We start from the raw sequence: 25,258 nt of genomic DNA, 5'->3' as shown, positions 1-25,258 counted from the left end.
ATGGAGCTCGAGGCGCGGCAATCCAACGCCTCGGCTCTGGATAAACCATAGGGCCCCCTGTTCGGCTTCGTTCCAAGGCCTTCCGATCTGTAATCGCCATTGACCTGCTTCGTGGCTTCGTGATGGCCCTTGAAGGACTTGCGAGGACCGGCGTTGCCACTATAAACGCCCGGGTCGTGGTGCGAATTGATTAGCGTTTCCCTATGATGGGCGGCCTGTAGCCCGGCGTTGCGATCGCGGGCGTGCCCGAACGAGTGGACATCCATGTTTACCGGAATCATCGAGACCCTTGGCAGCCTGGAGCGCCTCACCCCCAGCGGGGGCGATGTGCGGCTGGACGTCAATGCGAGCGGGATGGACCTCTCGGATACCCGACTGGGGGATTCCATCGCGGTCAATGGGGTCTGCCTGACGGTGACCGATCTACCGGGCAATGGCTTTTTTGCCGCCGACGTCTCGCGCGAGTCGCTGGAAGTCACCACGCTGGGCCGTCTCGGTCCGGGTGACCGGGTGAACCTGGAACGCGCGCTCGCCCTGGGTGACCGCCTGGGAGGGCACATGGTGTCCGGACATGTCGATGGCGTGGGCGAGGTGGTGGCGATGGAACCCGACGCGCGCTCCACCCGCGTGCGCTTCCGGGCGCCGGCGGCCCTGTCCCGCTACATCGCGGCCAAGGGCTCGATTACCATCGACGGCACCAGCCTGACCGTGAACCGGGTGGATGGCGCCGAGTTCGAGGTCAACATTATCCCGCACACCTGGTCCCTGACCCGGTTTGCCGTGTACGCGGTGGGCACGCCGGTCAACCTCGAGGTGGACCTGATCGCTCGCTATCTGGAACGCCTGATGCTGGGCGATCGCGCGGCCGAGCCGGGCGGGCAGGCGGGCGATCTGTCTGAGGCCTGGCTGGCCGAACAGGGTTTTCCCAATCACTCCGGTTCGCGCGACTAGTCGCGCGGCCGAAAGCAGGAATCTATGGAATTTTCCGATACCGAAACCATCCTGGAAGAGCTTCAGGCCGGACGCATGGTGGTCATCGTCGATGACGAAGACCGCGAGAACGAGGGCGATCTGCTGATGCTGGCCTCGCACGCGCGGCCCGAGGACATCAACTTCATGGCCAAGTACGGCCGCGGACTGATCTGCCTGACGCTGACCCGCGAACGCTGCAAGCAGCTGGCGCTGCCATTGATGGTGACCGATACCAACGATGTGCACGGCACCAACTTCACGCTGTCGATCGAGGCGGCCGAGGGCGTGACCACCGGCATCTCCGCCTACGATCGCGCGCACACCATTCGCACCGCCGTGGCGCCCAATGCGAAGCCCGAGGACATCGTCCAGCCGGGCCACGTGTTCCCGCTGATGGCGCAGCCGGGCGGGGTGATCGTGCGCGCCGGGCATACCGAGGCCGGCTGTGATCTCGCGCGCCTGGCCGGGGCCGAGCCGGCTGCGGTGATCGTCGAGATCCTGAACGAGGATGGCAGCATGGCGCGGCGATCCGATCTCGAACGGTTCTGCGCCGAGCACGACCTGAAAATGGGAACGATCGAGGACCTCATCCGCTACCGCATCGAGAACGAGAAGACGGTCCGGCGGGTGTCCGAGCGTCCCTTCCCGACCGAGCATGGCGAGTTTCGTCTGCTGGCCTTCGAGGACGAGGTGGACCACGAACTGCATTTCGCCCTGGTGCGTGGCGAGCCGAAACCGGACAAGGACACCCTGGTGCGGGTGCATCTGGAGAGCACCCTGTACGACACGCTCGGCTATGCCGGCCCGGATCGTGGCTGGCCGTTGGATGATGCCTTGCGCCGGATCGACGAGGCGGGCGAGGGCGTCGTGGTGGTTCTGCGCAAGCACGAGAGCGCGGAGGCCCTGGCCCAGCGTCTGGAGCATATCGGACAGCCCGCGCCGGAGGAGAGCAGCGGTCGCGAGAACTCGGCCGAATGGCGCATGTACGGCATTGGCGCGCAGATCCTGGCCGACTGCGGCGTGGGTCGCATGCAGCTGATGTCCGCGCCCAAGCGCTTCCACGGCCTCGGGGGCTTCGGCCTCGAGGTGGTCGACTACGTTCACGAGTAGTCGCTCCCGGTCGCGGGTGCCGGGCACTGCGACTGGCGGGACGACGCGGATGAGGGCTGGTTGCTGCGGCCCCCGCGGCGCAGTGTCCGCCCGCCGTCCGGGCGGCAAATCCCCACGAAGTCCGCAAGGCGCTGCGGCCGCCGGCGTGACCGGCGGACGGCCACGACCGGAGGGGGAATCCTGCCGGGGGTTTGACGCGGCGTGTTCCCGGTCGAAAAGGTCATCCACTATGTAGGAATCTTCCTGCTAAGCTCGATGAGCGGGAGGTGAGCCGACAATGGTGAATCGATGATCGAGCTCCAGTGGCTGATACCCCTGCTGCCCTTTGTCGCAGCGCTGCTGGTGCACCTCCTTTCGGGTCGGCCGGGTCAGCAGGTCGCACGCCTCAGCGTGGCGCTCAACCTGGTCGTCGTGATCCTCGCGGCCTACCAGCTGTTTCACTACATCGCGGCGGACACCGGGCCCCAGTGGGCGGCCCTGGCGGGCGGCTGGGTCAGCCTTCAGATCGATCCGCTGAGCGCGATCATGGCGCTGGTGGTCTCGGGCATCAGCCTGGTCGTGCACATCTACTCGGTCCGCTACATGGTCGAGGAGCCCGGGTACGGGCGCTTCTTCATGCTGCTCGACCTGATGACCGGGTCGATCCTGCTCATGGTCGTGGCCGGTGACCTGATTACATTGCTGGTGGCCTGGCACCTGATCGGGGTGATGCTCTACTTCCTGCTCGGGCACAACACCGAGCCTCCTCGCACGCAGCGGTACGCATTCTGGACATTCATTGCCTACCGGCTGGGGGATCTGCCGCTGGTCCTGGCGGCGGTGATCCTGTTTCAGACCTATGGCGTGCTGGATTTCCCCACCCTGTTCGAGCGCATCGCCGCGATGCCGGACGCCCGCACGTTCATGGATCTCCCGGTTACCGGCAGCGTGGCCTTTCTGGTGGCCCTGGCCGCCTTCGCCAAGTCGGCCCAGTTCCCGCTGCATGTCTGGCTGCCTTACACCATGGAGGGCCCGACACCGGTTTCGGCCCTGATGCATGCGGGCATCGTGAATGCCGGCGGCATCATCATCAATCGGTTTGCCCCGGTCTTTGTCCACAGCAGCGAGATCCTGCATCTGTTGTTCGTGGTGGGGCTGTTGACGGCGCTGATCGGATCGGTGCTGATGCTCACCCAGAACGACATCAAGAAGGCGCTGGGCTACTCCACCATGGGGCAGATGGGCTTCATGGTGATGGAGGCCGGCGCCGGGGCCTTTGCCCTGGCGATCTTTCATCTCATCGCCCACGGGGTGTTCAAGGGGACGCTGTTTCTCAACGCGGGGAATGTCATCAATGCCGCGCGCCGGCACGACGGCGTTCCCAACGAGCCGCTCTACGACTTCCTGGTCGAGCGCAAGTCCGCTCCAACCCGCCTGCCGTGGCTGATGATTGCGGCGGTTACGCTGATTGTGCCGCTGGCCATTCTGGTGATGGTCCACGCCTGGGCCGCGCAGGACTTCTTCCAGCAGCAGGGCGCCATTGTCCTGTTGTTCTTCGGCTGGGTGGCCGGTGTCCAGGTCCTGTTCTCGGCCTATCGTCTGGACACCGAAAACCCGCTGCGCATGATGGCGCTGATCATCTTGTCGTTCACGGTGGTCGTGGTGGGCTACGTGGTTGTCGGGCATACCTTCGAAGCCTTTTTGTACCCCGATGCGGCGTTCCGCGCCGCGCTCTACTCGGCCGCCAGCATCCATGAGCTCACCTTCAACATGCTGGTGGTCCTGCTGGCCATCATCATGGTGCTTGGCTGGATGGGCGCCTACTTCACCCGGGTGCGTCGCCCGCCCGCCGACGAGGGCAACGGCAGCACCTGGCTGATCCTGTACTCGCTGTTCTCGCGCGAACTGTATGTCGCCGACGTTTGCGAGCGCGTGACGGCCCGGCTGCTGGATCTCTCGAAGCGCCTGAATGTCTGGTTGAGGTGGAGCTGACATGTCCATTCTCCTGCTGGTCCTCGCGGCATTCTTTCTTCCCCTGTTTCCGGCCAGTGTCGTGTTCAACAGGCTGGCAGCCGCCAATGACCACCTTGGGGTGCGGCTGGCCCTGTTCGTCCTCTGGCCCCAGATCGGGGTGCTGCTGATCCTGTGGAGCGATCTTGCGGTGGCGCCGGGGCTGATTGCGGCCTGGGCGCTGCTCAGCGCGCTCCTGTACGCCTTCCGGATGCTGACCGTGCGGGAAGTGGGCCGCTGGAGCGCCATGCTGGCCAGTTCCGCCTGGCCGCTGGCCTGGCTGTATGCCCTGCAGACGCCGGGTGTGGCGAATCTCGTTGCCTTCACCCTGGCCCTGACGGTCGCTCCGGTGCTGATGCTGCTGGTGTGTGCGGCGCTTACGACTCGCCTCGAGGCCGCCTACACCGGCCTGCACGGTGGACTTGCCCGGGATCTTCCGCGGCTGTCCGGGGTGATTGTGGTGACCACGCTTGCGGCCATGGCCCTGCCGCTGTTCCCGGGCTTCTTCGCCCTTCTGGCTGTGCTGGGCGGGGCGACACTCTGGATGGCGATCGGCATCCTGCTGACCTGGCTGCTATGGAGCTGGGCGGGCGTGCGACTACTGGAGGGTACGGTGTTCGGTCCGCGCAGCGGCCCGATCGCGGCTGATCTGACCGTCCTTGCGGCCTGGGGGCTTTCCCTGCTGATCGGGGTGATCGTGGCCGGCGGCCTGGCCTGGACCGGAGGTGCCCTGTGAACCTTTCCCTTGGACGCCGACTGAAGATCCGGTCGATGGTGCACATGGCCGCCGAGCCGATCCCGAACCTCTGGCCCATGCGTACCTTCATCCACCACAACCCGCTGCACGGGCTGGAGGATCTGCCGTTCCCCGAAGCGGTCGCGCAGGGCGAGGCGCTGTTCCACGGGCGCGGCTTCCTGAAGCGTGCCGACTATCAGCAGTGGCTCGCCCTTGGGCGGGTCGATCGCGATTCGCTGGAGGCCAGCATTCACGCGACCGTTGGCGAGTATCCGGCCCTGCAATCGATCGACGGCAACGCGCTGATCCATGCCCTGCTGACCCGCCGCCGTGATCCGGTAACCTGTCAACGCGCATTCGCGAGTCTCGATGACGTCGCGGCAACACTGGCGGGCGAGGCACCGCAGGCGCCGCATGGCGTGAATGTCGAGGCACTCGCCGACCAGCTGCGCGGAGCCTTTCCGCCCGAACGACCGTTTTACGAGGTGCTGGACGCGCTGTTCGGTACCCGGACCGGCGAGACGCTCGACGAGCTCCTGATCAAGACCTGCCTGGATTTCTTCGACGAGGGCCAGTCTGCCTGGCAGATGCCGGGCCGGGAGAAGGGGCTGTTTACCGCCTGGAGCCGCCTGGCACGGCGCAATCTGCGGTTGTTCCTGCGCGGGCTGCACGTGCACAGGATCGTGGGGCAGGCCGATTCGCCCGAGGGGGTCATCGCCTTCATCCTCGACGAACTGGGCATCCCCGAGGAGGCCTGGCCGGACCTGATTGCGCGCGAACTGACCCACCTGCATGGCTGGGCCGGCTTCATCCGCTGGCGTGCGACGACCAGCCACTACTACTGGGCCCGGGAGTATCCCGCCGATCTGGTGGACTTTCTGGCCATTCGCCTGGTTCTGGCGCTGGCGCTCGTCCGCGAGCACGCGTCGCGCTGGCGGATGCCCGGCAACCGAACCGAGCTCGATACCCTGATCACCGAGCGCCCGGCCGAGTGCTACCTGCGCCACGAGTTGTTTACCGGTGTGGTGCTCCCGCCGCTGGCCGAGCGCGTCGAGGATGTCGTCGCCCGCGGCCGCCCGGCCGAGGTCGCCACGCTGCTCGGCCGGTATGTGCCGGCCCGGCGCCGCGTCGAGAGCGAGCGTCAGGCCCGGGCACTCGACGATCTGGCGGAACTCGCCGGCATGCCGGAGGCCTTCCGCCAGCTTGACCGGGATCATCTGGGCCGGGTGCTCGACGAACTGGCCGCGTTCGAGAAGCGCGAGGGCATGATCTGGCTGGAGGCCATGGAGGCGGGGTATCGCCATTCACTGCTCGCCAGGCTGCGTTGGGAGCCGCCCGCGCCGCGTGCCAAGCGGCCGTTCGCGCAACTGCTGTTCTGTATCGATGTACGCTCCGAACGGATCCGCCGCCAGCTCGAGACCATCGGCGATTATCAGACCTACGGCATTGCCGGCTTCTTCGGCGTGCCGGTCAGTTTCATCGCGCTCGGCAAGGGGAGCGAGGACCATCTATGCCCCGTGGTGGTCACGCCGAAAAACCTCGTGCTCGAGGTGAGCACGGGCGCCGAAAAGCTGGATACCGATCTGTACTCGTCGGCCGAGCATCTACTGCACGACCTCAAGCACTCGGTGCTCTCGCCCTACTTCACGGTGGAGGCGATCGGTCTGTTGTTCGGGTTCGACCTGGTCGGCAAGACCATCGCCCCGCGCGCCTACAATCGCTGGCGCCACAAGATCGAGACCGACAAGCCCTCGACGCGGCTGCTGGTCGACAAGCTCACCCGCGAGCAGGCGGACTCGGTCGTTCGTGCCCTCCAGCGGGTGATTATCGTCGAGGCGATTCACAAGGAATTCGGTATCGAACGAGAGTCGATCACCGATGCGATGATTCGCGAACTGCGTGAGGCGGCGATGGAGAACCACGCGGGGCAGACCCAGTTCGCGCGTGACTTCGCCCTGAGCGAGAGCGCGGAATCCAGGTTCATCAGGACGCTGCAGGGCGACTATCGTATCAACCGTTCCTACGCCCAGATGCAGCTCGAGCGCCTGGGCCGGATTGGCTTCTCGCTCGAGGAACAGACCTACTTCGTGGCCCAGGCGCTGCGCTCGATCGGCCTGACCGAAGGGTTCTCGCGCTTCGTCATCCTCACGGGCCACGGCAGCCATTCGCACAACAATCCCTACGAGTCGGCACTCGACTGCGGTGCGTGCGGCGGCAGCCACGGGCTTGTCAGCGCCCGGGTCCTCGCGCACATGGCCAACAAGCCGGCGGTGCGCCGCCGCATACGACAGCAGGGCATCCACATCCCGGACGATGCCTGGTTCCTGCCGGCGTTTCACAACACCACCTCCGACCAGATCCAGCTACACGACCTGGACCTGCTGCCGGCCAGCCACCTCGTCTACCTGGAACGTCTGCGCAACGGGCTGCATGCGGCGAAGCGCCGGTGTGCGGCCGAGCGTGTGCCGACGCTGCTGCCAGAAGGCGCACCCGAACCCGACCCGATCCGGGCCGCGCGCATCGCCGAGCGCAACACCGTGGACTGGGCGCAGGTGCGCCCCGAATGGGGACTGGCGCGCAACGCCGGTTTCATTATCGGGCGTCGCCACCTGACCGAGGCCTCGGACCTCGAGGGCCGAGCCTTCCTGCATTCCTACGACTACCGGCTCGACCCCCGGGGACGCCTGCTCGAGAGCATCCTGACCGGCCCGCTGGTGGTCGCCCAGTGGATCAACATGGAGCACTACTTTTCGGCGGTCGACAACGAACGCTACGGCAGCGGCAGCAAGGTGTACCACAACGTGGCCTGCCGCCTGGGCGTCATCACCGGGAACCTCAGTGACCTGCGTACCGGACTCCCCTCGCAAACGGTGTTGCAGGATGGTTGGCCCTACCATGACCCGGTGCGCCTGCTGACCCTGGTCGAGGCCCCTTTCGAACATGCCCGTGCGGCGATCGAGGGTGTCGCCAAGGTCAGGAGCCTGGTCGTCAATGGCTGGATTCTGGTCATGATCCTGGATCCCGCGACGGATCGGTTATACCGGTTCGTGGAGGGCGAGTGGCGCGAGGAAGCCCTGCCGGATGCCGGGCGCGATGCAACTGACGAATCTGCTGCGGAGGGGGCCCCTTCATGAATGACCTGAATCTCAATCCACTGAAAAAGCTCGAGATCATCCTCGAGGGTGAGCACCAGGCCTTTGCCACCGATCTGCTCGACCGGGCCGGCGTCAAGGGCTACACGATCATCGGCAACCTCTCCGGAAAGGGGAGCCAGGGGTTCCACGAGGGGCACCTGATGTTCAACGAGGACGAGGTACTGATCATGATCATCGCCGCCGTGCCCGAGGAATTGGTGGAGCCGATCCTCGAGGGCTTTACCCCGTTCTTCAACAAGCACAGCGGCGTCGTGTTTATCTCGGATATCCAGGTCAGCCGGCTGGTGAAGTTCAAGGGGTGATCGCGCCGGCTTGTCTCGCCCGGGTCCTACGATGCCTGCTCCGGGTGCGCTACACTAGGGCGGTTCTGAACCCATCGCACGATCACGCCCGAGCCGATGTCGCGCGTTGAAACATGGAGGGATCCCCGCGAACGCGCGATTCGTTCTGGGCTTCCTGTATCCACCATCCCGGGCGTGCGGCCCGGCCTTGTCCCAACCGGAATTACACCATGTCCGAGATCAAGACCCTGGAAGGCGACTTCATCGACGTTGCCGATCACCGTTATGGCCTGCTGCTGGCGCGCTTCAACAGCCTGATCGTCGAGCGCCTGCTGGAAGGCGCGGTGGATACCCTGAAGCGCCACGGGGCGCAGGAAAAGAACCTGACCATCGCCCGCGTGCCGGGTGCCTACGAATTGCCGCTGGCGGCGCAGGCCATGGCGCGCTCCGGGCAGTACGATGGCGTGATTGCCCTGGGCTGCGTGATTCGCGGCTCCACACCGCATTTCGACTACGTCGCCGGCGAGGCGGCCAAGGGCCTGGCGCAGGTGCAGATGGCCGAGGACCTGCCGATCAGCTTTGGCGTGCTGACGACCGACTCCATCGAGCAGGCGATCGAACGCGCCGGGACCAAGGCCGGCAACAAGGGCGCGGATGCCGCGATGGGCGCGATCGAGATGGTCAGCCTGATGCGCAAGCTGCGCGGCGGTTCCTGAGCGAACACGAGCGCGAATCCGACGTGACCGAACCCGGCAATCCCTCCCAATCCGATCGTCCGGCAGCCAAGGGCGCGGGCGCTTCGCGCGGCAAGCGTCCGCGCAGCACGCCCGAGCAGCGGGCGCGGCATGCGCGCTCGTTCGCGCGGCGTCGGGCCATGCAGGCGCTGTATTCCTGGCAGATGACCGGGGCTCACCCCAAGGACATCCTGGCCGAGTTCCGCGACGACGAGGAACACGCCAAGGCCGATGCCGAGTACTTCCGCGAACTCCTGATCGGCGTGACCCGCGACCGCGAGGCGCTGGATGCCCGTATGGAGCCGTATCTGGGTCGCCCGCTGGATCAGCTCGATCCGGTGGAGCATGCCCTGCTGTGGCTGGGGCAGTGGGAGCTGGCCGAGCGCTTCGAGGTGCCTTACCGCGTGGTGATCAACGAGGCCGTCGATCTCGCCAAGCGCTACGGCGCCGAGCAGTCGCATCGCTACATCAACGGCGTGCTGGACCGGCTCTCCGCCGACTTGCGCGGTCCCGAGCGCTCCGCGCCGCGCTGACCTCGGGCGGGATCAGCACCACGGCCATGACCGGCCCCGATTCCGAGTTCGAGCTGATCCGGCGCTATTTCGGCGCGCCTGCGGCGGCCGCAGCGTCTGCCGAAGGCGTCCGGCTTGGTATCGGCGACGACGCCGCCCTGCTGGGCATTCCGGGCGGCCACGAACTGGTCGTCACCGTCGATACCCTGGTCGAGGGCACCCACTTCTTTCCCGATCACCCCCCGGCGAGCGTCGGCCACAAGGCCCTGGCTTCCAACCTCAGCGACCTGGCGGCGATGGGCGCCGACCCGCTGGGCGCCGTGCTGTCGCTGACCCTGCCACGGGTGGATCATGGCTGGCTCGCGGGCTTCAGCGAGGGCTTCCTGGCCCTGGCCGGGGAGGCCGGGATTCCGCTGGTCGGCGGGGATACCAACCGCGGCCCGCTGGCGATCAGCGTGACCGTGCTGGGGGCCGTGCCCGCGGGCCAGGCCCTGCGGCGTGACGGCGCCCGGCCCGGGGATCGTCTTGTGGTCTCCGGTGCGCTGGGTGGGGCGGCCTTCGGGCTGACCCACGAGACCGCCCGGCGGGCGCGGGGCGTCGCAGGTGACATGCCGCCCGCCGATGCCGGTGATCCGGCCTGCGAGCGGCTGTTCTGGCCCCGGGCACGGTTGGCACTGGGGCGCGGCCTGCGCAACCGGGCCCGCGCGGCGATCGACATCTCCGACGGCCTGCTGGCGGACCTGGGGCATCTGTGTGCGGCCTCGGGTTGTGGGGCGCGGATCGACTGGCCGGCGATCCCCCGCGATCCGTTGCTGGCAGAGGTGCCCGATGCGCAGGCGCGCGACCACGCGCTCGGCGGTGGCGAGGATTACGAACTGCTGTTCGCCCTCCCGGCGGGAGAGTCACTCGATCTGCTGGCGTTCAGCGTCGATGTACCGCTGACGGTGATCGGGGAATGCACCACCGGCGACGAGGTGGTCGTCGAGGACACGGACGGGCAGCGACTGGACGTGGCGCGGGCGGGCCACGATCATTTCGCGGACACCGAAAAACACTAGGGACAGGGGAGCCATGTCGGAGCAGAAGATCCGCAAACCGCAGATGCCGTCGGCGAAGACCGTTTTCGGCGATCCGATCCACCTGCTGGCGTTCGGTTTCGGCAGTGGTCTGTCGCGCTGGGCCCCGGGGACCACCGGTTCGCTGGGCGCGCTGGTGCTGTACTTCGCGATCATGAATTTCCCCGAATGGGCCTATATCGCGATCACCGTGATCGTGGTGATGGCCGGGTTCCACATCTGCGGCGAGAGCGCGCGCAAGCTGGGGGTGCACGATCATCCCGGCATCGTCTGGGATGAATGGGCGGGCATGCTGATCACGCTGGCCTTCGCGCCGGCGGGACTCATGTGGGTGGTTGTCGGCTTCCTGCTGTTCCGGGTGTTCGACATCCTCAAGCCCTGGCCCGCGAACTACTTCGACCACAAGTGGCAGGACGGCCACGGCATCATGATGGACGACGTGGTCGCCGGCCTGTACGCGGGCTTTGCCCTGGTGATCCTGGGCGGACTGTTCCAGCAGCTGGTGGTCGAGGCGTAGGGGGAGCACTGCACGATGCCGGCCCCGTCCGATTGCCCCGAGCCGGCCACCCCGCCGCCGCCGGATCTACCGGCCTGACGCGGGGGATTACTGCCCCTGGCGGCCGAGTTCGCGCAGGCGATTCAGCCAGCGCTCGCGGGCGGCGGCGTCACCGCCATTTAGACCGATCAGGGTGTGGCGGACGGGGCCGAAACCGCAGAAGCGCAGGACGTTGCGCTCGAGGCTCTTCAGGCTGTGGGCGCCGAACCACCAGCGGTAGGCGAGGGCCGGCATGCCCATGGTCACGACGATGCGAACCGACCGGCCCTTGAGCCGCGTGTGGCGCAGGCGGTTCATGTCGCCATCGGCGACAAAGGATGGCCGCAGAGTCTGCTCGAGGAATCCCTTCACCACGGCCGGCATGTCGCCCAGCCAGAGCGGGTAGACCAGGACGATGTGGTGGGCGGTCTCGATCAGCTCCTGGGCCTCCAGGATGGCGGGCGGAATCGTCTCGTCGAGGAATTCGGCCTGGCTCTTGAGCAGCGGGAAGTCGCGGTGGGCGATGGTGTAGGTGTCCACCGCGAGGCCGCCTTGTTCGGCCCCCTCGCGGTAGGCGTCGGCCAGGGCGTGGTCGAGATGACCCCCGGCCGGGTCCGGGTGGCCCTGCAGGATCAGGATTCGGGTCATGCGGTTGTCCTCTTGAAGAGCCCCTTCTCCCGAGCGTAGCTCAGTGGATCGCGCAGATGACGGTCCGGCGAGGTGGCCGTGATCCGGGCCTGCCGGGCGCGGGCGGGGTGGTTCGGCGGTTTCCTCCGGCCCCGGTCTCGCCTACGATACCAAGGCAAACCGCAGGAAATGTCGTGCCTGCAACGTGGACGGAGGCGCAATGGCATTCGATCCGGTCGTACTGTTCTTCCTGCTGGGCGCGATTGCCGGGCTCGCCAAGTCGGATCTGAAGATCCCGATGGCGATCTACGAGGCGCTGTCGATCTACCTGTTGCTGGCGATTGGCCTGATGGGCGGGGTGAAGCTGGCGGAAAGCGAGCTGCTTCCACTCCTGCTGCCCGGCCTCGCGGTGCTTGCCGTGGGTTCGCTGATCCCGCTGATCGCGTTTCCCGTCCTTCGCTGGCTGGGCCGCATGCCGCGGGCCGACTCCGCCTCCATCGCCGCGCATTACGGCTCGGTCTCGGTGGTGACCTTCTCCGTGGCGGTGGCCTTCCTGGCGTCCCGCGATCTCGATTACGAGGGCCACATGGTGGTGTTCCTCGTGCTGCTGGAGATGCCGGCGCTGATTATCGGGATCCTGCTGGCGCGCATGGGCAGCAAGGGTCCTGCCCGCTGGGGCCAGACCCTGCACGAGGTCTTCTTCGGCAAGAGCATCTTCCTGCTGGCCGGCGGCCTGGTGATTGGCTTCATCGCCGGCCCGGTGCACATCGAGCCGCTGGAGCCGATGTTCTTTGACCTGTTCAAGGGGGTACTGGCGCTGTTCCTTCTGGAGATGGGGCTGGTGGCCTCCAGCCGTATCGCGGACGTGCGCCAGTACGGGCTGTTCCTGGTCGTCTTCGCGATTCTGATGCCGATCGTATCGGCGGTGCTGGGGACGCTGCTGGGCTATGCGCTGGGGATGTCGATCGGCGGGACGCTGTTGCTCGCCACGCTGTACGCCAGTGCGTCGTATATCGCGGCACCGGCCGCCATGCGTATCGCGGTCCCCAAGGCCAATCCCGCGCTGTCGATCGGCGCCTCGCTGGGGGTGACATTCCCGTTCAATATCTTCGTGGGCGTGCCGCTGTATTTCTGGATGGCCCAGACCCTCTATTCGCTGGGAGGCTAGCTCGATGCAATCCGATGACATGCACCTGCTGACGGTGGTGGCCGAGGCGATCCTCGAAGAGATGCTGATCGACGAGGTGCGCGCCATGGGGGCGGCCGGCTACACCGTCACCGATGCACGTGGCTGGGGACGGCACGGCAAGCGCCGGGGCAACTGGCGGGCCGGGGGCAACATCAAGCTGGAGGTCGTGGCCTCGGCCGATCTGTGCGACCGTATCGCGGCCCGGTTCAAGGAACAGTACGAGACCGACTATGGACTGCTGATGTTCACCATTCCGGTCGCGCTGAAGAACTGATCCGGCCGCGCAGGCGTCTCTCATGAAGTGAAGTGCTTCACGAAACGCCGGGGAACTCGAGTGTGGTCCTTGGGGGCTGCGGTGGGTGGCTGCTATTACGGGCCCTGAACGAATGGCTTAACGCCCGCAAGGAGTTTTTCCATGACGAGATTTCGCAGTACGGCATTGACCATCGCCCTCGGTGCCCTCTTCGCCGTTGGCGCAGCCCATGCGCAGGCCCCGCAACATGACGACCATCATGGTGGCATGGGGCAGGGCACGCCGCCCGCCGAGCGGGGTGCCCCGCCGGCGGGCGGGCAGGACGTGCCGGGGCAGGGCGGTATGCCACGCGGCCAGGGCCAGGAGCGTGGGCAGGGCATGCCCCCGGGGCAGCCCCAGGAGGCCCCCGGCCAGCCGCAGGGGCAGCACCCCCCCGGCCAGATGGAGCGCGGCGGCCAGCCGGCGCCGGGTCAGGGCGGCGCGCCCACCGCGCCCCAGGGGCAGGGCCAGCCACCGGGAGGCCAGGGCCAGCCGCAAGGACAGGGTCAGCCCCAGGATGCCCCGCCACTGGGGCAGCAGCGTCAGCCTCGGGGCGAGGATGCCCCGCCGCTGGGCGACGGGACCCCGACGCAACCGGACACCGGAACACGGCCGGCCGAGCCCGCAGATCCCGCCGAGCCGGCGGACCCTTCGGCGACGGATAACCTGCCGCCGCTCGATTAACCCGCGGTTACCGGAGTGCGGGCGAGAATCCGGTAGGGTCCGGGATGCCCGTTGCGGCCCGATTCGATCAGCACAATCGTGTCGGCCCGCCAGCGCAGCGGTTGTTCGATGCGTTCGCGGGCGGGGGGTGCCGCGTGGCGCCGCAGGGATACATGGGGCCGGAACGGGCGTGGCGGGCCGGTGTCGATCCCGCATTCGCGGCACAGGGCATGCGCGCGATCGGCGAGGGCCAGCAGGTCCGCCGGCGGTTCGCCGGGCCCGATCCAGGTGATGCGTGGCCTCGCGAAGTGGCCCAGGCGATCCAGGGCCAGCTCGAGCGGGGCGCAGGCGAGTTCCGGGATGCGACTGGCCAGGCAGTCGGCCTGTCTGGCCGGGACCGTCCCGGCGAAGGCCAGCGTCAGGTGCAGGTGATCGCGCGGGACCGGTCGTCCGTCACCGCCCAGCGAGCGCCCCAGTCGATGCAAGGCCTCGCGCGTGCCCTCGTCGGGCCACAGGGCCAGGAACACACGCCGGGCTTCGGGCTGTTCCACCACGGCGCTGATTTCAGGTGCGCGGGCGGGGCAGGTTCTCGCGCTGCCGGCGTTCCCACAGCGTCTTGCGGCTGATCCCCAGTGCCCGGGCGAGTTCCGTCTCGGTCATGCGGTCCTGGTTCTCCTGCACGAACTGGCGGAAATATTCGTTCAGGCTCGCGCCCGCGCCCTTGCGCCGGGTGGGAAAGGCCGGGTTGGGGATGTCGTCGGCATTGTCGGCATCCCGGGTTTCCAGGCCCATGTGTTCCGGCCCGATGTGGCCGTTGGGGCTGAGCACCCAGCCGCGTTCCAGGGCGTTGGCCAGTTCGCGCACGTTCCCCGGCCAGTCCTGGGATTCCAGTGTGTCCCGCGCGGCCTGGGTCAGGCGGGGCATCGGACCCGATCCGGCAAGCTCTTCAAGGAAGTGCTGCGCCAGCGGCAGGATGTCCTCGCGCCGATCGCGCAAGGGCGGAATGGCCAGCTCCAGCACCCGCAGGCGGTAGTACAGGTCGGCGCGGAAGGCCTGTTCCTCGATCATGGCCTCGAGGTCGCGATGGGTGGCCGCGAGCAGGCGCACGTCGACCTTCAGGTTCTCGTTGGCCCCGACCGGGCGGATCTCGCCGTCCTGCAGGACGCGCAACAGGCGGGCCTGGGCCGCCGGCGCGAGCTCGCCGATCTCGTCCAGGAACAGCGTACCGCCGTGCGCGCTCTGGATCAGGCCGGTGCGCGCCTTGACCGCGCCGGTGTAGGCCCCCTGGGCGTGGCCGAACAGTTCGGCCTCGACCAGACCCTCGGGGATGGTGGCGCAGTTGACCGCGACAAACGGGCCGCAGGCGCGCGGGCTCAACTCGTGCAGGGCGCGCGCGGCCAGCTCCTTGCCAGTGCCGGACTCGCCGCGCAACAGTACGGTGGAATGGGTCATGGCCACGCGCCGGATCTGATCACGCAATTGCTGCATGGCCTGGCTCTCGCCGATGAGGCCCAGTCCGGGGCGCGGAGCGGGATCGGCTCCCTCGTCGTCGGGTTCGTCGGTGTTGGGGCGGTCGCGCTCGCGCAGGGCGGCGCGCAGGGTCAGCAGCAGGGCGTCGTGGTCGAAAGGCTTGGCGATGTAGTCGGCGGCGCCTTCCTTCATCGCGTTGACCGCGGAGGGTACCGACGCATAGCTGGTCATGATGACCGTGGGCGTGTGGGCGAATTCCGGCAGCAGCTCGATCCCTTCGCCATCCGGCAGACGCAGATCCACCAGTTGCAGATCGTAGGGATCGGCGGCTGCGAGGGCCCGCGCCTCGGCCAGGTTTTCGGCCACGCCGACCTCGAAGCCGTGATGCTCCAGGAACCGCCGCACGGCGCGGCGGATCGGGGCTTCGTCGTCAACGAGCAGGATGCGGGTCATGAGTCTTGGCGTGGCAGTGTCAGCAGGAATCGGGCGCCGCCCTCGGGGCGGTTGGCGGCCATCAGGGTACCACCGTGGTCGCGCACGATGCTGTAGGCCACCGGCAGGCCGAGACCGGTGCCCTGGCCGGCCGGCTTGGTGGTGAAGAACGGCTCGAACAGGCGCTCCAGGCTGGATTCGTCGATCCCGGGGCCGGCGTCGTCGATGGTGACCTGGATGTGACGACCGTGGAGCCGGGCCGCAATGCTGACCGTGGAGGCCTCGGGCGAGGCCTGCTCGGCGTTGGTCAGCAGGTTGATGAAGACCTGCAGGAGCGTGGCATGCGATCCGCGGACATGCAGCCCCTCCAGGCCCGTTGTGGCGAATTGCAGGTCCTTGCGCCCGGCCAGGCGCGTCAGGCGGATGGCCTCGGCCACGAGCTCGTCCAGGGCGATGGTCTCGAAATGCCCGGCCGAGGGGCCCTCGTCGGCATGGGCAAAGGTGATCAGCGACTGGACGATGGCGTTGATGCGCCGGGTCTGGGCCAGGATGTCGTCGGCGATGCCGCGGATCTCGTCCGGATCGTTCTCCAGGGGCAGGGTCTGGGCCAGCGAGGCGATCCCGGTCAGCGGATTGCCGATCTCGTGGGCGACTCCGGCGGCGAAGCGGCCGATGGAGGCGAGGCGATCGCCGTGGGCGATCTCGGATTCCAGCTGGGCGCGTTCGGTTACGTCCTCGATCAGGACCACGCGGCCTTCCACTTCACCGTGGGCATCCTGCAGCTCCGAACGGTGCAGGTTCAGGCGGCGGTTGCCGGTGGGCAGATCCACGTTCAGCTTGTACCACTGGCGGTCCGGGCTCTCCAGGAAGGCGGTCAGAAGGCCGCTCCAGGGACTGTTGAGCTGATGGATGCTCTGGCCCACGGCTTGTTCCGTGGGGACCTGCGTGAGCTGCGCCAGGGCCTGGTTCCACCCGGTGATCTCGCCGGTATTGGTGAGGCTGGCCACCCCCAGCGGGAGTTCGTGCAGGATCTGGCGATGAAAACGGCGCAGGGCATCCAGCTCGGCCGCCAGACCGGACAACGGGAGGGAGCGGGTCTCCAGCTGTTCCTCGATACGCCGAAGGCTCTCACTAAGGGTATGGCGCCCGGCAGCGTCCAGGCGCAGGTGCTGGTCGACGATCATGCGCGCCAGGACCGGCCCGAGCAGGCCGGAGAGGTTGCGCTCGATCCGCTCGCGCAGGTGGCGCAGGTCGCCCCGCGAGCGTGTGTGCCGTGGCAGGCCAAGGTCGTCCAGCGCGCGCTGGACCTCGTGGCGCGCGGCGCCCGGACCCAGGGTGGCGGCCAGCGCGGTTTCCATCTCGGTGACGTCGCCGGCCAGGGGCAGGCCGCTGCCGGCACCGGTGGATTCATTGGGGCAGCAGGCCCGGCCGGCCTCGGCCTCCTCGCGATTGGGGCGGGTCAGGAGTGAGCCGAGCACGAATAGCAGTGCATTGATGCCCAGGCTCAGCATCAGGGCGAAGGTCCACGGGTCCAGCATCTCGGCACGCAGCAGGCGTTGCGGGTCGGGAAGGCCGGTGGCGATCCCGGCATCCGACAGCAGGGGCATGACGAGGGTGAAGGTCCAGCCGGCGATCCCCGCCGCCAGTCCCACCAGGAAGCCGACGCGGGTCGCCTGCTTCCACAGCATCAGGCCGATCAGGCCCGGCAGGAGCTGGGCTACGGCGGCGAAGGAGATCAGCCCCAGCTGCGCCAGGCCCTCCACCACCTGCAGCAGGCCGTAGAAGGCATAGCCCAGCCCGATGATGAACACGATCCAGATGCGCCGGCCCCACAGCAGGCGGGTATAGAGGTTGGCGCTGCGCTCCTCCTCGTGCAGTCGGGTCAGCGGCGACAGGTAGTTGGTGCCCATGTGGGCGAGCGCGAGGGTGGTCACGATCATCATCGCACTGGCGGCGGACAACCCGCCGATGAAGACCAGCAGGGCCAGGCTGGGGGACTCCAGCAGCCCCGCAATGCCGATGGCGTAGTAGTTGGGCGAGATGCCGAGCCCGGCGGCCTCCCCGGCCCAGTAGAGCACCGGCATCGGCAGATTCAGCAGGAGCAGGAACGCCGGGAAGGCCCAGGCGGCGGTGTTCAGGGCCTGTGGGTTGATGTTCTCGGTAAACAGCATGTGGAACTGGCGCGGGAGCAGGAAGGCCGCGGCAAATGCCAGGATCATCATCGCGAACCAGCCGCCCTCGCGCACCGGGGCATACAGCGCATCGACCGCCTCGGGATGCTCGACCAGCCAGTCATTCAGACCACTGAAGCCACCGAAGACGGCATACAGGGCCACGGCGGCGATGCCGAGAATGGCGATCAGCTTGACGATGGATTCGAAGGCGATGGCCAGGACCAGGCCGGCGTGTTTCTCGCGCGGGGCGATGTGACGGGCACCGAACAGGATCGCGAACAGCGCGATGGTGGCGCTGAAGGTCAGGGCCAGCAGATGCGGCGGGGTCTCCGCGGTCAGCACGGCGGCGGACTCGGCGACGGCCTTGATCTGCAGGGCGATGTACGGGAGCACCCCGGCCAGCATGAACAGCGCCACCACTGGTCCGGTGAAGCGGCTGCGGTAGCGAAAGGCGAACAGGTCGGCCAGCGAGGTCAGCTGCTGCTCGCGGGTCAGGCGCAGGATGGGGCGCAGAAGCCAGGGCGTGGCGGCAAAGGCGAGGGTCACGCCCAGGTAGATGGTCAGGTACAGGTAGCCCTGGTCGGCGAGGAAACCGAGATTTCCGTAGAACGTCCAGGACGTTGCGTACACACCCAGCGACAGGCTGAACACCCAGCCATTGGCCGCCAGCCGCCCCACACGGGGTACCCGGTCGGCCAGGAACGCAATCCCGAACAGCAGGGCGAGGTAGGCCACCCCGACGGCATACAGCAGCCCCAGGCTAAGGGTCACGGCGCTCCCTCCGGGTCAGCGCCGCGATGGTCACGATGAACAGGACCCAGGCCGCGAACGGCCACCACCAGGCCGGGCTCAAGTGGGCGACCCAGATGACCAGGGGGCTCAGGAACAGCAGCGCCCCCAGCAGGGCGACCAGGATGGCGCGCTGGGCGTTCATGATCCGGTGCCCGTCGCCACTGGCGGGCGGACAGACGGGCATGCCTGCGGGGCCGTCCGGGTTGGCGCGCGAAGGAGGGGCATGCGGCGAGTCTACACCGCGTGCAGGTCTCCCGGCAGTGCCGAGCGTACCGGCAGGCAATCCGCGAGGCTGAGCCGCTCCAGGTGTTCCAGGGCCTCGGCCAGCTGGGTGGCCGGTGCGTCGGGTGTTTGCGAGTCGCTGGGCGCCAGGCCCACCAGCGCGAGGGTACGAGCCAGTTCGCGGCGGACGGCATCCACGCGGACGGCGGTGGCCCCGGTTGCCTTCGCGAGCTTGTCGCCACCGGGTGCCACCAGCACCGGGTGATGGGCATAGGCCGGCGGCGCGGCGCCCAGGGCCTGGTAGAGCTGCATCTGGCGCGGCGTGGAGCCGAGCAGGTCGACCCCGCGGACGACGCGGGTCACGCCGAGGTCGAGATCGTCCGCTACCGTGGCGAGCTGGTAGGCCACTATGCCGTCCGCCCGACGGATGACAAAGTCGCTCCCAAGGGCTTCCAGGTCGAAGGCGACCGGGCCGAGAAAGCGGTCCTCGACTGTCCAGTAGCGGGTCGTGGCGCGGGCGCGCAGGGCCCGGGCTTCGCGGCCGGGTGGCAGGCCGTGGCGGCAGGTGCCCGGATAGACGGGGCCTTCCCAGCCGATCCGGCCGTGCATGGCCAGGTCCTTGCGGGTACAGCCGCAGGGAAAGGCCTGCCCGGTTTCCATCAGGGTGTCCAGGGCGCGCTGGTAGGCGGGCCCATGCCGGCCTTGCCAGGTTACCGGGCCATCCCAGCCGAGGCTGAAGGCCTCGAGCGTGCGGAGAATGGCATCGGCCGCCCCCGGGCGAACCCGGGGGGCGTCGATGTCGTCGATACGCAAGTGCCAGTCGCCATCGGCGCTCCGGGCGTCCAGCCAGGAGATGACGGCGGCCAGCAGGGAGCCCGCATGGAGCGGGCCCGAAGGGGTGGGGGCAAACCGGCCGACATAGCCGTCGGCCGGGGGGGCAGTCCGTGCGGGCGTGGCAGTCACGGCCCGGTGGCGATCAGGCGCGCTGCTTTTCCTTGATCTCGTCGAGCTGCTTGCAGTCGATGCACATGGTGGCCGTCGGGCGGGCCTCCAGGCGCCGAATGCCGATCTCCACGCCGCAGGTTTCGCAGTAGCCGTAGTCGTGGGTCTCGATCTTGCGCAGGGCCTCGTCGATCTTCTTTGACAGCTTGCGTTCGCGATCCCGGGCGCGCAGTTCCAGCCCGAACTCCTCTTCCTGCGTGGCGCGGTCGGCCGGATCGGCAAAATTGGCCGCATCCTGACGCATGTGGCCCACGGTGCGATCGACTTCCTCGGCCAGTTCCTGGCGCCATGCCTGCAGCAGGCTGCGGAAATGGTCCAGCTGATCCGGATTCATGTACTCTTCGTCCGGCTTTGGCACGTAGGGTGCAATGCCCCCGGCGACCATGTGCTGGGTGGAGGGCTTGTCGGTCTTTTCGTCTGCAGCCATGCGGGGTTTCTCCGGCTGGAAAAATGAGGCGCACTTAGTACCAGAGTCGGACGGGTCGGGCAAGTCCCGTGCCATGACAGCTTGCGCCCGTGCGCGCTTGCCCGGGCAGGGAATCCGGGAGGGCAGCGGGCGATATCAGCGAGATACAGGACAGGACGGGGAAAACGGCATGACGCAATTGCAGGGGCTGATCTTTGACGTGGACGGCACGCTGGCGGACACCGAACGCGACGGTCACCGTGTCGCGTTCAACCAGGCGTTCGCGGAGGCGGGCCTCGACTGGGACTGGAGTGTGGCCCGCTACGGCGAATTGCTGCGGGTGACCGGCGGCAAGGAGCGCATTCGCCAGTACTTGTCCGAGGATCACCCCGAGATCCTCGAGGAACCGGGGATCGACGCGCGCATCCGCGAGCTGCACGCGGCCAAGACGCGTCACTACGTGGCGTTGCTGGAGACCGGTTCGATCCCGCTGCGCCCGGGGGTTCGCCGCCTGCTGGACGAGGCCGAGGCCGAGGGCCTGCGTCTGGCGATCGCAACCACCACGACCCCGGAGAACGTCACCGCCCTGCTGGAGGCCACGCTGGGCAGCGAAGGGCCGTACCGCTTCGAGGTGATCTCCGCCGGTGACGTGGTGCCGGCCAAGAAGCCGGCGCCGGACATCTTCACCCATGCCCTGGAGGCGATGAACCTGCCCGCGGAGGCCTGCCTGGCGCTGGAGGATTCCGACAACGGGGTGCGCGCGGCGCGCGGCGCGGGCCTGGAGGTCGTCGTGACCACCAACGACTACACCCGCGACCAGGATTTCGATGGCGCCCTGGCCGTGCTCGACGGGTTTGGCGAGCAGGATGACCCGGCGACCGTGCTGGCCGGGCCCGAGCTGCGGGGCCCGGCGGTGGACGTGGCCACGCTGCGCGCCTGGTTCGCCGGGGGCGGGAGGTAGTCCGGCAACGTGCCGGTTCAGTCGAGGTCGCGCGGAGGAACGCGCGGGTCCTCGACCTCGGTCTCGTCGAGCATCTGGGTGTCCAGCATGAAGCCGACGGCGGCATCACTGACGCCATTGATCACGAACTGCACTGCCAGCACCGCGAGGATCAGGCCGAACACCTTGGTCAGGATGTCCTTCCCGGTGTCCCCGAGGTATTTCACGATGTAGCGCGAGTAGACCATCGCGTAGTAGCAGGCGACCATGCAGGCCAGTACGGCAAGGAACACCAGCCCCGTGTGATAGACCGTCGGCGCCTCGCTGGTCAGGATCATCACCGTGGCGATCGCGCCCGGGCCGCTCATGAACGGGATGGCCAGCGGGATGACCGAGATATCCTCGGTCACGTGTCCCTTGTCGGCCTTCACTTCCTCCGCCGTTTCCTTTTCGGTGGAGCCCTTCTGCCGGATCATGCCGATGGCGATGCCGAACAGGATGATGCCGCCCGCGATGCGAAACGCCGCCAGCGTGATCCCGAACAGCTGGAAGATCACCCCGCCCAGCAGGGCGAAGGCGAACAGCAGCGAGGTGGCCACCTTCACCGAGCGCAGGGCGATTGCCCGGCGCTTCTCCTCCGAGGCGCGCGGCAGCATCGCCATGAAGATGAAGGCCGTGGTCAGCGGGTTCACGATCACGAACACCGCGAGGAAGGCGACGACGAGGTATTCCAGTAGCACGAGCATGGCCCGAGCTTAGGCCGGAACGTGTTTCGTTGCCAGCGGCATGGGTGCCATGGCGGTGTATGGACGGATCACAGTGCCGGGAGGCCGCCTGCGACAGTGAGAGGCGCGTGGGCAGGGACGGGGCCCGGTCGTTATACTCTGCGCGCATGAAGAAACGACTGCATCCGGAATCCTTCCCGACGCTCGAGCACTTCGTCGGCAACACGCCGCTGGTGCGCCTGCAGCGCATGCCGGCGGATCTGCCGTCCACCGTGCTGGTCAAGCTCGAGGGCAACAACCCCGCCGGTTCGGTCAAGGACCGGCCCGCGCTGAACATGATCCAGGCAGCCGAGCGCCGCGGCGACATCCAGCCCGGCGATACCCTGATCGAGGCGACCAGTGGCAATACCGGCATCGCGCTGGCGATGGTCGCGGCGATGAAGGGCTATCGCATGATCCTGGTGATGCCGGACAACATGTCGGCCGAGCGCCGCGCCTCGATGAAGGCATTTGGGGCCGAGCTGGTGCTGGTCTCGCGCGAGGAGAGCATGGAGGGCGCGCGTGACCTGGCGGATCGCCTAGAGGCCGAGGGCAAGGGCCGGGTGCTGAACCAGTTCGGCAACCCGGACAATCCGGATGCGCATTACATCGGCACCGGGCCGGAGATCTGGCGCGATACCGAGGGCACGGTGACCCACTTCGTCTCCGCGATGGGGACTACCGGCACCATCATGGGCGTGTCGCGCTATCTCAAGGAGCGCGATCCGGAGGTGCAGATCGTCGGCGTGCAGCCGGCCGAGGGGGCGTCCATCCCCGGCATCCGGCGCTGGCCGGAGGCCTATCTGCCGACCATCTTCGAGGCCTCGCGGGTGGACCAGACCGTGGACGTGACCCAGGAGGAGGCAGAGGAGACCATGCATCGGCTGGCGAGTGAAGAAGGCATCTTCGCCGGGGTCTCTTCCGGTGGTTCGGTGGCCGCGGCGTTGAAGCTGGCGGCGCAGACCGAGGGTGGCACCTTCGTCGCGATCATCTGTGACCGCGGCGACCGCTACATCTCCACCGGCGTGTTCCCCGCATGAGTGCCCCGGTCCTGATTTTCGATCTCGAGACGGTCCCGGACATCGAGGGTGCGCGCCGCCTGCACGACTTCGAGGGGCTGAGCGATCACGAGGTCGCCGAGGCGATGTTCGCGCTGCGCCGTGCCCAGACCGGTTCCGAGTTCCTCAAGCATCCGCTGCATCGCATCGTGTCGATCGGCGTGCTCTATCAGGGCGGCGATGCGCTGAAGCTCTCCGCCTTCGGCCGCGAGGGCGAGGACGGCCAGACGCCCTCCGAGGCCGAACTGCTGCGGCAGTTCTTTGACGTGATCGACAAGCGCACGCCGCAGCTCGTGAGCTGGAACGGCGGCGGCTTCGACCTGCCGGTGTTGCACTACCGAGCGCTGATCAACGGCGTGCAGGCCCCGCGCTACTGGGAGCAGGGCAACGACGACCGCGAGTTTCGCTATAACAACTACCTGTCGCGCTTCCACTGGCGCCATGTGGACCTGATGGACGTGCTGGCGGGCTTCCAGGGCCGCGCGGTCACCAGCCTCGACATGATGGCCAGCCTGCTCGGCTTCCCCGGCAAGCTGGGCATGGATGGCTCGAAGGTCTGGCCGGCCTGGCGCGACGGGCGTCAGGCCGAGATCCACGACTACGTCGAGCACGATGTGCTGAATACCTATCTAGTCTGGCTGCGCTTCGAGTACATGCGCGGCAACCTGACCGACCAGGCGCTGCAGAACCGGCAGCAGCAGCTGGCCGAGTATCTGGAGGGCAGTGGTGCGGCGCACCACCGTGAGTTCCTCGACGCCTGGCAGCCTGCCGGGACCGACATCTGATGGCACGGATCGACAAGACCCCGTTCGAGGCCCGGATCGAGGAGGTCACCCTGGACGGCCAGGGCGTGATCCGTCGCGAGGGCAAGGCCTGCTTCATCCACGGCGTGCTGAAGGGCGAGCGCGTGATGGCGGTGCAGACCGGGCGCAAGCGCCGTTTTGATACGGCCGAGGTGGTCGAGTTGCTGGAGCCGGCCTCGGGCCGGGTCGAGCCGCCCTGCGAGTTCTTCGGCCTGTGCGGGGGCTGCAAGCTGCAGCACGCCTCGGTTGAGACCCAGCGTGAAATCAAGGAACAGGCCCTGTTCGACGCGCTGGAACGCATCGGCCACGTGACGCCGGAGGCGCGCTTCGAGCCGCTGACCGCCGACACCCTGGGTTATCGCCGCACCGCGCGGCTGGGGGCGAAGTACGTGCCGAAGAAGGGCGGGGTGCTGGTCGGCTTTCGCGAGCGCGGCAGCCCGTATCTCGCCCAGATGACCCACTGCGAGGTGCTGCACCCGGCAGTGGGTGGGCGTATCCAGGCGCTGCGCGAATTGATGGACGGGCTCGAGGCGCGCGATCGCCTGCCGCAGATCGAGGTCGCGGTGGATGACGACGAACGTGTGGCGTTGATCTTTCGCAACCTTGATCCGCTGTCGGAGGCGGATACCCAGCGCCTGTCCGACTGGGCCGAGGCCGAGGGCATCCAGGTGTATCTGCAGCCGGGCGGGGCGGACACGGTGGAGCCGCTGGCCGGGCCGATCGAGCCACTGGTCTACCGCCATCCGGACTATGGCGTGTCGGTGCCCTTCATGCCGACCGATTTCATCCAGGTGCATGCGCAGATTAACCGGAAAATGGTCCCGCAGGCGCTGGAAGCCCTGGACCCGCAGCCGGGCCAGCGGGTGCTGGACCTGTTCTGCGGGCTGGGCAACTTTACGTTGCCGCTGGCGAGGACGGTCTCCGAGGGCGAGGTGGTCGGTGTCGAGGTGGACGACGCGATGCTGGCGCGGGCACGAGCGAACGCTCGTGACCAGGGTATCGTCAACACCCGCTACGAGCGCGCCGATCTGGACGACGTGGAGGCGCTGAAGAACGCCGCGTGGCTAAGCGAGGACTTCGACCGCGTGTTGCTGGACCCGCCGCGCACCGGCGCGGCCGCGGTGATCGAGGCACTCGCGCCGCAGCGCATCGAACGCCTGGTCTATGTGTCCTGCAACCCGGCCACGCTCGCCCGTGACGCCGAGCGCCTGGTGCATCATCATGGCTATCGCCTGGAGCGGGCGGGGATCATGGACATGTTCCCGCATACCGCCCACGTGGAATCCATGGCCGTGTTCCGGCGCGCCTGACGCGCACCGTACCT

Annotated in this window: 25 protein-coding genes; 17 read left to right on the top strand and 8 right to left on the bottom strand. The window is 67.7% G+C overall.

The window, feature by feature from the left end:
• Positions 1–264 precede the first annotated feature (264 nt).
• The 10 genes from F817_RS0100780 (at position 265) to F817_RS0100735 (ending at position 11,082) form a co-directional block, all read left to right on the top strand.
• Positions 265–951 carry a riboflavin synthase gene (locus F817_RS0100780; RefSeq protein ID WP_024325857.1) on the top strand — a complete coding sequence of 229 codons (687 nt, stop codon included), beginning with the start codon at positions 265–267 and terminating at the stop codon, positions 949–951.
• Positions 952–975: 24 nt separating this feature from the next.
• Positions 976–2,082 (top strand): bifunctional 3,4-dihydroxy-2-butanone-4-phosphate synthase/GTP cyclohydrolase II, encoded by a 1,107-nt coding sequence (gene ribBA / locus F817_RS0100775; RefSeq protein ID WP_024325856.1) that lies wholly within the window; start codon positions 976–978, stop codon positions 2,080–2,082.
• Between the two features lie 288 nt (positions 2,083–2,370).
• A complete protein-coding gene (locus F817_RS0100770) occupies positions 2,371–4,053 on the top strand; it encodes an NADH-quinone oxidoreductase subunit L (protein WP_024325855.1) in 1,683 nt (560 codons plus the stop codon).
• 1 nt (position 4,054) lies between these two features.
• Entirely contained in the window at positions 4,055–4,807 is a 753-nt protein-coding gene (locus tag F817_RS0100765) for a hypothetical protein (protein WP_024325854.1), read from the top strand.
• The gene (locus tag F817_RS0100760) at positions 4,804–7,941 is read left to right on the top strand and encodes a DUF2309 domain-containing protein (RefSeq protein ID WP_024325853.1); all 3,138 of its coding nucleotides are present in this window, start codon (positions 4,804–4,806) and stop codon (positions 7,939–7,941) included. Before F817_RS0100765 ends, F817_RS0100760 begins: the two co-directional genes overlap by 4 nt.
• Positions 7,938–8,264 (top strand): P-II family nitrogen regulator, encoded by a 327-nt coding sequence (locus F817_RS0100755; protein WP_017941277.1) that lies wholly within the window; start codon positions 7,938–7,940, stop codon positions 8,262–8,264. The genes F817_RS0100760 and F817_RS0100755 overlap by 4 nt, the downstream gene beginning before the upstream one ends.
• Positions 8,265–8,473: 209 nt before the next feature.
• Entirely contained in the window at positions 8,474–8,959 is a 486-nt protein-coding gene (gene ribE / locus F817_RS0100750) for a 6,7-dimethyl-8-ribityllumazine synthase (protein ID WP_024325852.1), read from the top strand.
• Positions 8,960–8,982: 23 nt separating this feature from the next.
• The gene (gene nusB / locus F817_RS0100745) at positions 8,983–9,510 is read left to right on the top strand and encodes a transcription antitermination factor NusB (RefSeq protein WP_081644432.1); all 528 of its coding nucleotides are present in this window, start codon (positions 8,983–8,985) and stop codon (positions 9,508–9,510) included.
• Between the two features lie 26 nt (positions 9,511–9,536).
• Entirely contained in the window at positions 9,537–10,547 is a 1,011-nt protein-coding gene (gene thiL / locus F817_RS0100740; protein WP_024325850.1) for a thiamine-phosphate kinase, read from the top strand.
• 13 nt (positions 10,548–10,560) lie between these two features.
• Entirely contained in the window at positions 10,561–11,082 is a 522-nt protein-coding gene (locus F817_RS0100735) for a phosphatidylglycerophosphatase A (RefSeq protein WP_024325849.1), read from the top strand.
• A gap of 87 nt (positions 11,083–11,169) precedes the next feature.
• Here F817_RS0100735 and F817_RS0100730 read toward each other — a convergent pair whose 3' ends face one another.
• Positions 11,170–11,748 (bottom strand): NAD(P)H-dependent oxidoreductase, encoded by a 579-nt coding sequence (locus tag F817_RS0100730; protein ID WP_024325848.1) that lies wholly within the window; start codon positions 11,746–11,748, stop codon positions 11,170–11,172.
• Between the two features lie 199 nt (positions 11,749–11,947).
• Here F817_RS0100730 and F817_RS0100725 point away from each other — a divergent pair, with 199 nt between their 5' ends.
• From F817_RS0100725 to F817_RS14795, 3 genes are all read left to right on the top strand, one after another.
• Entirely contained in the window at positions 11,948–12,895 is a 948-nt protein-coding gene (locus tag F817_RS0100725; protein WP_024325847.1) for a sodium-dependent bicarbonate transport family permease, read from the top strand.
• 4 nt (positions 12,896–12,899) lie between these two features.
• Positions 12,900–13,190, top strand: coding sequence for a nitrogen regulatory protein P-II (locus F817_RS0100720; RefSeq protein ID WP_024325846.1), 291 nt, complete (start codon positions 12,900–12,902; stop codon positions 13,188–13,190).
• Positions 13,191–13,331: 141 nt separating this feature from the next.
• Positions 13,332–13,892, top strand: coding sequence for a hypothetical protein (locus F817_RS14795; protein WP_024325845.1), 561 nt, complete (start codon positions 13,332–13,334; stop codon positions 13,890–13,892).
• On the opposite strand, the gene thpR is transcribed toward F817_RS14795, so the two are convergent.
• The 6 genes from thpR to dksA are packed head-to-tail and all read right to left on the bottom strand — an operon-like array spanning position 13,889 to position 20,390.
• A complete protein-coding gene (gene thpR, locus F817_RS0100710; RefSeq protein ID WP_024325844.1) occupies positions 13,889–14,425 on the bottom strand; it encodes an RNA 2',3'-cyclic phosphodiesterase in 537 nt (178 codons plus the stop codon). The two genes, F817_RS14795 and thpR, sit on opposite strands and share 4 nt — an antisense overlap.
• 10 nt (positions 14,426–14,435) lie before the next feature.
• The gene (locus F817_RS0100705; RefSeq protein ID WP_024325843.1) at positions 14,436–15,794 is read right to left on the bottom strand and encodes a sigma-54 dependent transcriptional regulator; all 1,359 of its coding nucleotides are present in this window, start codon (positions 15,792–15,794) and stop codon (positions 14,436–14,438) included.
• Complete coding sequence (locus tag F817_RS0100700; protein ID WP_024325842.1) at positions 15,791–18,718, bottom strand: sensor histidine kinase; 2,928 nt, start codon at positions 18,716–18,718, stop codon at positions 15,791–15,793. Before F817_RS0100700 ends, F817_RS0100705 begins: the two co-directional genes overlap by 4 nt.
• Entirely contained in the window at positions 18,708–18,923 is a 216-nt protein-coding gene (locus F817_RS13645; protein WP_042799033.1) for a hypothetical protein, read from the bottom strand. Before F817_RS13645 ends, F817_RS0100700 begins: the two co-directional genes overlap by 11 nt.
• 50 nt (positions 18,924–18,973) lie before the next feature.
• Positions 18,974–19,924, bottom strand: coding sequence for a tRNA glutamyl-Q(34) synthetase GluQRS (gene gluQRS / locus F817_RS0100690; protein WP_024325841.1), 951 nt, complete (start codon positions 19,922–19,924; stop codon positions 18,974–18,976).
• A gap of 13 nt (positions 19,925–19,937) precedes the next feature.
• Positions 19,938–20,390, bottom strand: a complete 453-nt coding sequence (gene dksA / locus F817_RS0100685; RefSeq protein WP_024325840.1) for an RNA polymerase-binding protein DksA — start codon at positions 20,388–20,390, stop codon at positions 19,938–19,940.
• Positions 20,391–20,559: 169 nt separating this feature from the next.
• Between dksA and F817_RS0100680 the strand changes: the two genes are divergently transcribed.
• On the top strand, positions 20,560–21,330 hold the full coding sequence (locus F817_RS0100680; RefSeq protein WP_024325839.1) for an HAD family hydrolase: 771 nt from the start codon (positions 20,560–20,562) through the stop codon (positions 21,328–21,330).
• 17 nt (positions 21,331–21,347) lie between these two features.
• Here the strand turns inward: F817_RS0100680 and F817_RS0100675 are convergent, their stop codons facing one another.
• The gene (locus tag F817_RS0100675) at positions 21,348–22,055 is read right to left on the bottom strand and encodes a MarC family protein (protein WP_024325838.1); all 708 of its coding nucleotides are present in this window, start codon (positions 22,053–22,055) and stop codon (positions 21,348–21,350) included.
• A gap of 146 nt (positions 22,056–22,201) precedes the next feature.
• Between F817_RS0100675 and cysM the strand changes: the two genes are divergently transcribed.
• Genes cysM through rlmD form a run of 3 tightly spaced genes read left to right on the top strand, consistent with a single transcriptional unit; the run spans position 22,202 to position 25,244 of the window.
• Entirely contained in the window at positions 22,202–23,113 is a 912-nt protein-coding gene (gene cysM, locus F817_RS0100670; RefSeq protein WP_024325837.1) for a cysteine synthase CysM, read from the top strand.
• Positions 23,110–23,916: a 3'-5' exonuclease gene (locus tag F817_RS0100665; protein WP_024325836.1), complete on the top strand. Its 807-nt coding sequence runs from the start codon at positions 23,110–23,112 to the stop codon at positions 23,914–23,916. Before cysM ends, F817_RS0100665 begins: the two co-directional genes overlap by 4 nt.
• Entirely contained in the window at positions 23,916–25,244 is a 1,329-nt protein-coding gene (rlmD, locus tag F817_RS0100660) for a 23S rRNA (uracil(1939)-C(5))-methyltransferase RlmD (RefSeq protein WP_024325835.1), read from the top strand. The genes F817_RS0100665 and rlmD overlap by 1 nt, the downstream gene beginning before the upstream one ends.
• Positions 25,245–25,258: the final 14 nt, after the last annotated feature.

The sequence above is a fragment of the Thioalkalivibrio sp. AKL19 genome, assembly GCF_000420165.1.
GTDB lineage: Bacteria > Pseudomonadota > Gammaproteobacteria > Ectothiorhodospirales > Ectothiorhodospiraceae > Thioalkalivibrio.
Note: the sequence above shows the minus strand (reverse complement) of the source record. Positions and strands in the feature narration are given on the sequence as shown.

Coding starts and splice junctions, on each gene's coding strand:
- F817_RS0100780 (WP_024325857.1), top strand. CDS start 265: ATGTTTACCGGAATCATCGAGACCCTTGGCAGCCTGGAGCGCCTCACC.
- ribBA (WP_024325856.1), top strand. CDS start 976: ATGGAATTTTCCGATACCGAAACCATCCTGGAAGAGCTTCAGGCCGGA.
- F817_RS0100770 (WP_024325855.1), top strand. CDS start 2,371: ATGATCGAGCTCCAGTGGCTGATACCCCTGCTGCCCTTTGTCGCAGCG.
- F817_RS0100765 (WP_024325854.1), top strand. CDS start 4,055: ATGTCCATTCTCCTGCTGGTCCTCGCGGCATTCTTTCTTCCCCTGTTT.
- F817_RS0100755 (WP_017941277.1), top strand. CDS start 7,938: ATGAATGACCTGAATCTCAATCCACTGAAAAAGCTCGAGATCATCCTC.
- ribE (WP_024325852.1), top strand. CDS start 8,474: ATGTCCGAGATCAAGACCCTGGAAGGCGACTTCATCGACGTTGCCGAT.
- thiL (WP_024325850.1), top strand. CDS start 9,537: ATGACCGGCCCCGATTCCGAGTTCGAGCTGATCCGGCGCTATTTCGGC.
- F817_RS0100735 (WP_024325849.1), top strand. CDS start 10,561: ATGTCGGAGCAGAAGATCCGCAAACCGCAGATGCCGTCGGCGAAGACC.
- F817_RS0100730 (WP_024325848.1), bottom strand. CDS start 11,748: ATGACCCGAATCCTGATCCTGCAGGGCCACCCGGACCCGGCCGGGGGT.
- F817_RS0100725 (WP_024325847.1), top strand. CDS start 11,948: ATGGCATTCGATCCGGTCGTACTGTTCTTCCTGCTGGGCGCGATTGCC.
- F817_RS0100720 (WP_024325846.1), top strand. CDS start 12,900: ATGCAATCCGATGACATGCACCTGCTGACGGTGGTGGCCGAGGCGATC.
- F817_RS14795 (WP_024325845.1), top strand. CDS start 13,332: ATGACGAGATTTCGCAGTACGGCATTGACCATCGCCCTCGGTGCCCTC.
- F817_RS0100705 (WP_024325843.1), bottom strand. CDS start 15,794: ATGACCCGCATCCTGCTCGTTGACGACGAAGCCCCGATCCGCCGCGCC.
- F817_RS13645 (WP_042799033.1), bottom strand. CDS start 18,923: ATGCCCGTCTGTCCGCCCGCCAGTGGCGACGGGCACCGGATCATGAAC.
- dksA (WP_024325840.1), bottom strand. CDS start 20,390: ATGGCTGCAGACGAAAAGACCGACAAGCCCTCCACCCAGCACATGGTC.
- F817_RS0100680 (WP_024325839.1), top strand. CDS start 20,560: ATGACGCAATTGCAGGGGCTGATCTTTGACGTGGACGGCACGCTGGCG.
- F817_RS0100675 (WP_024325838.1), bottom strand. CDS start 22,055: ATGCTCGTGCTACTGGAATACCTCGTCGTCGCCTTCCTCGCGGTGTTC.
- cysM (WP_024325837.1), top strand. CDS start 22,202: ATGAAGAAACGACTGCATCCGGAATCCTTCCCGACGCTCGAGCACTTC.
- F817_RS0100665 (WP_024325836.1), top strand. CDS start 23,110: ATGAGTGCCCCGGTCCTGATTTTCGATCTCGAGACGGTCCCGGACATC.
- rlmD (WP_024325835.1), top strand. CDS start 23,916: ATGGCACGGATCGACAAGACCCCGTTCGAGGCCCGGATCGAGGAGGTC.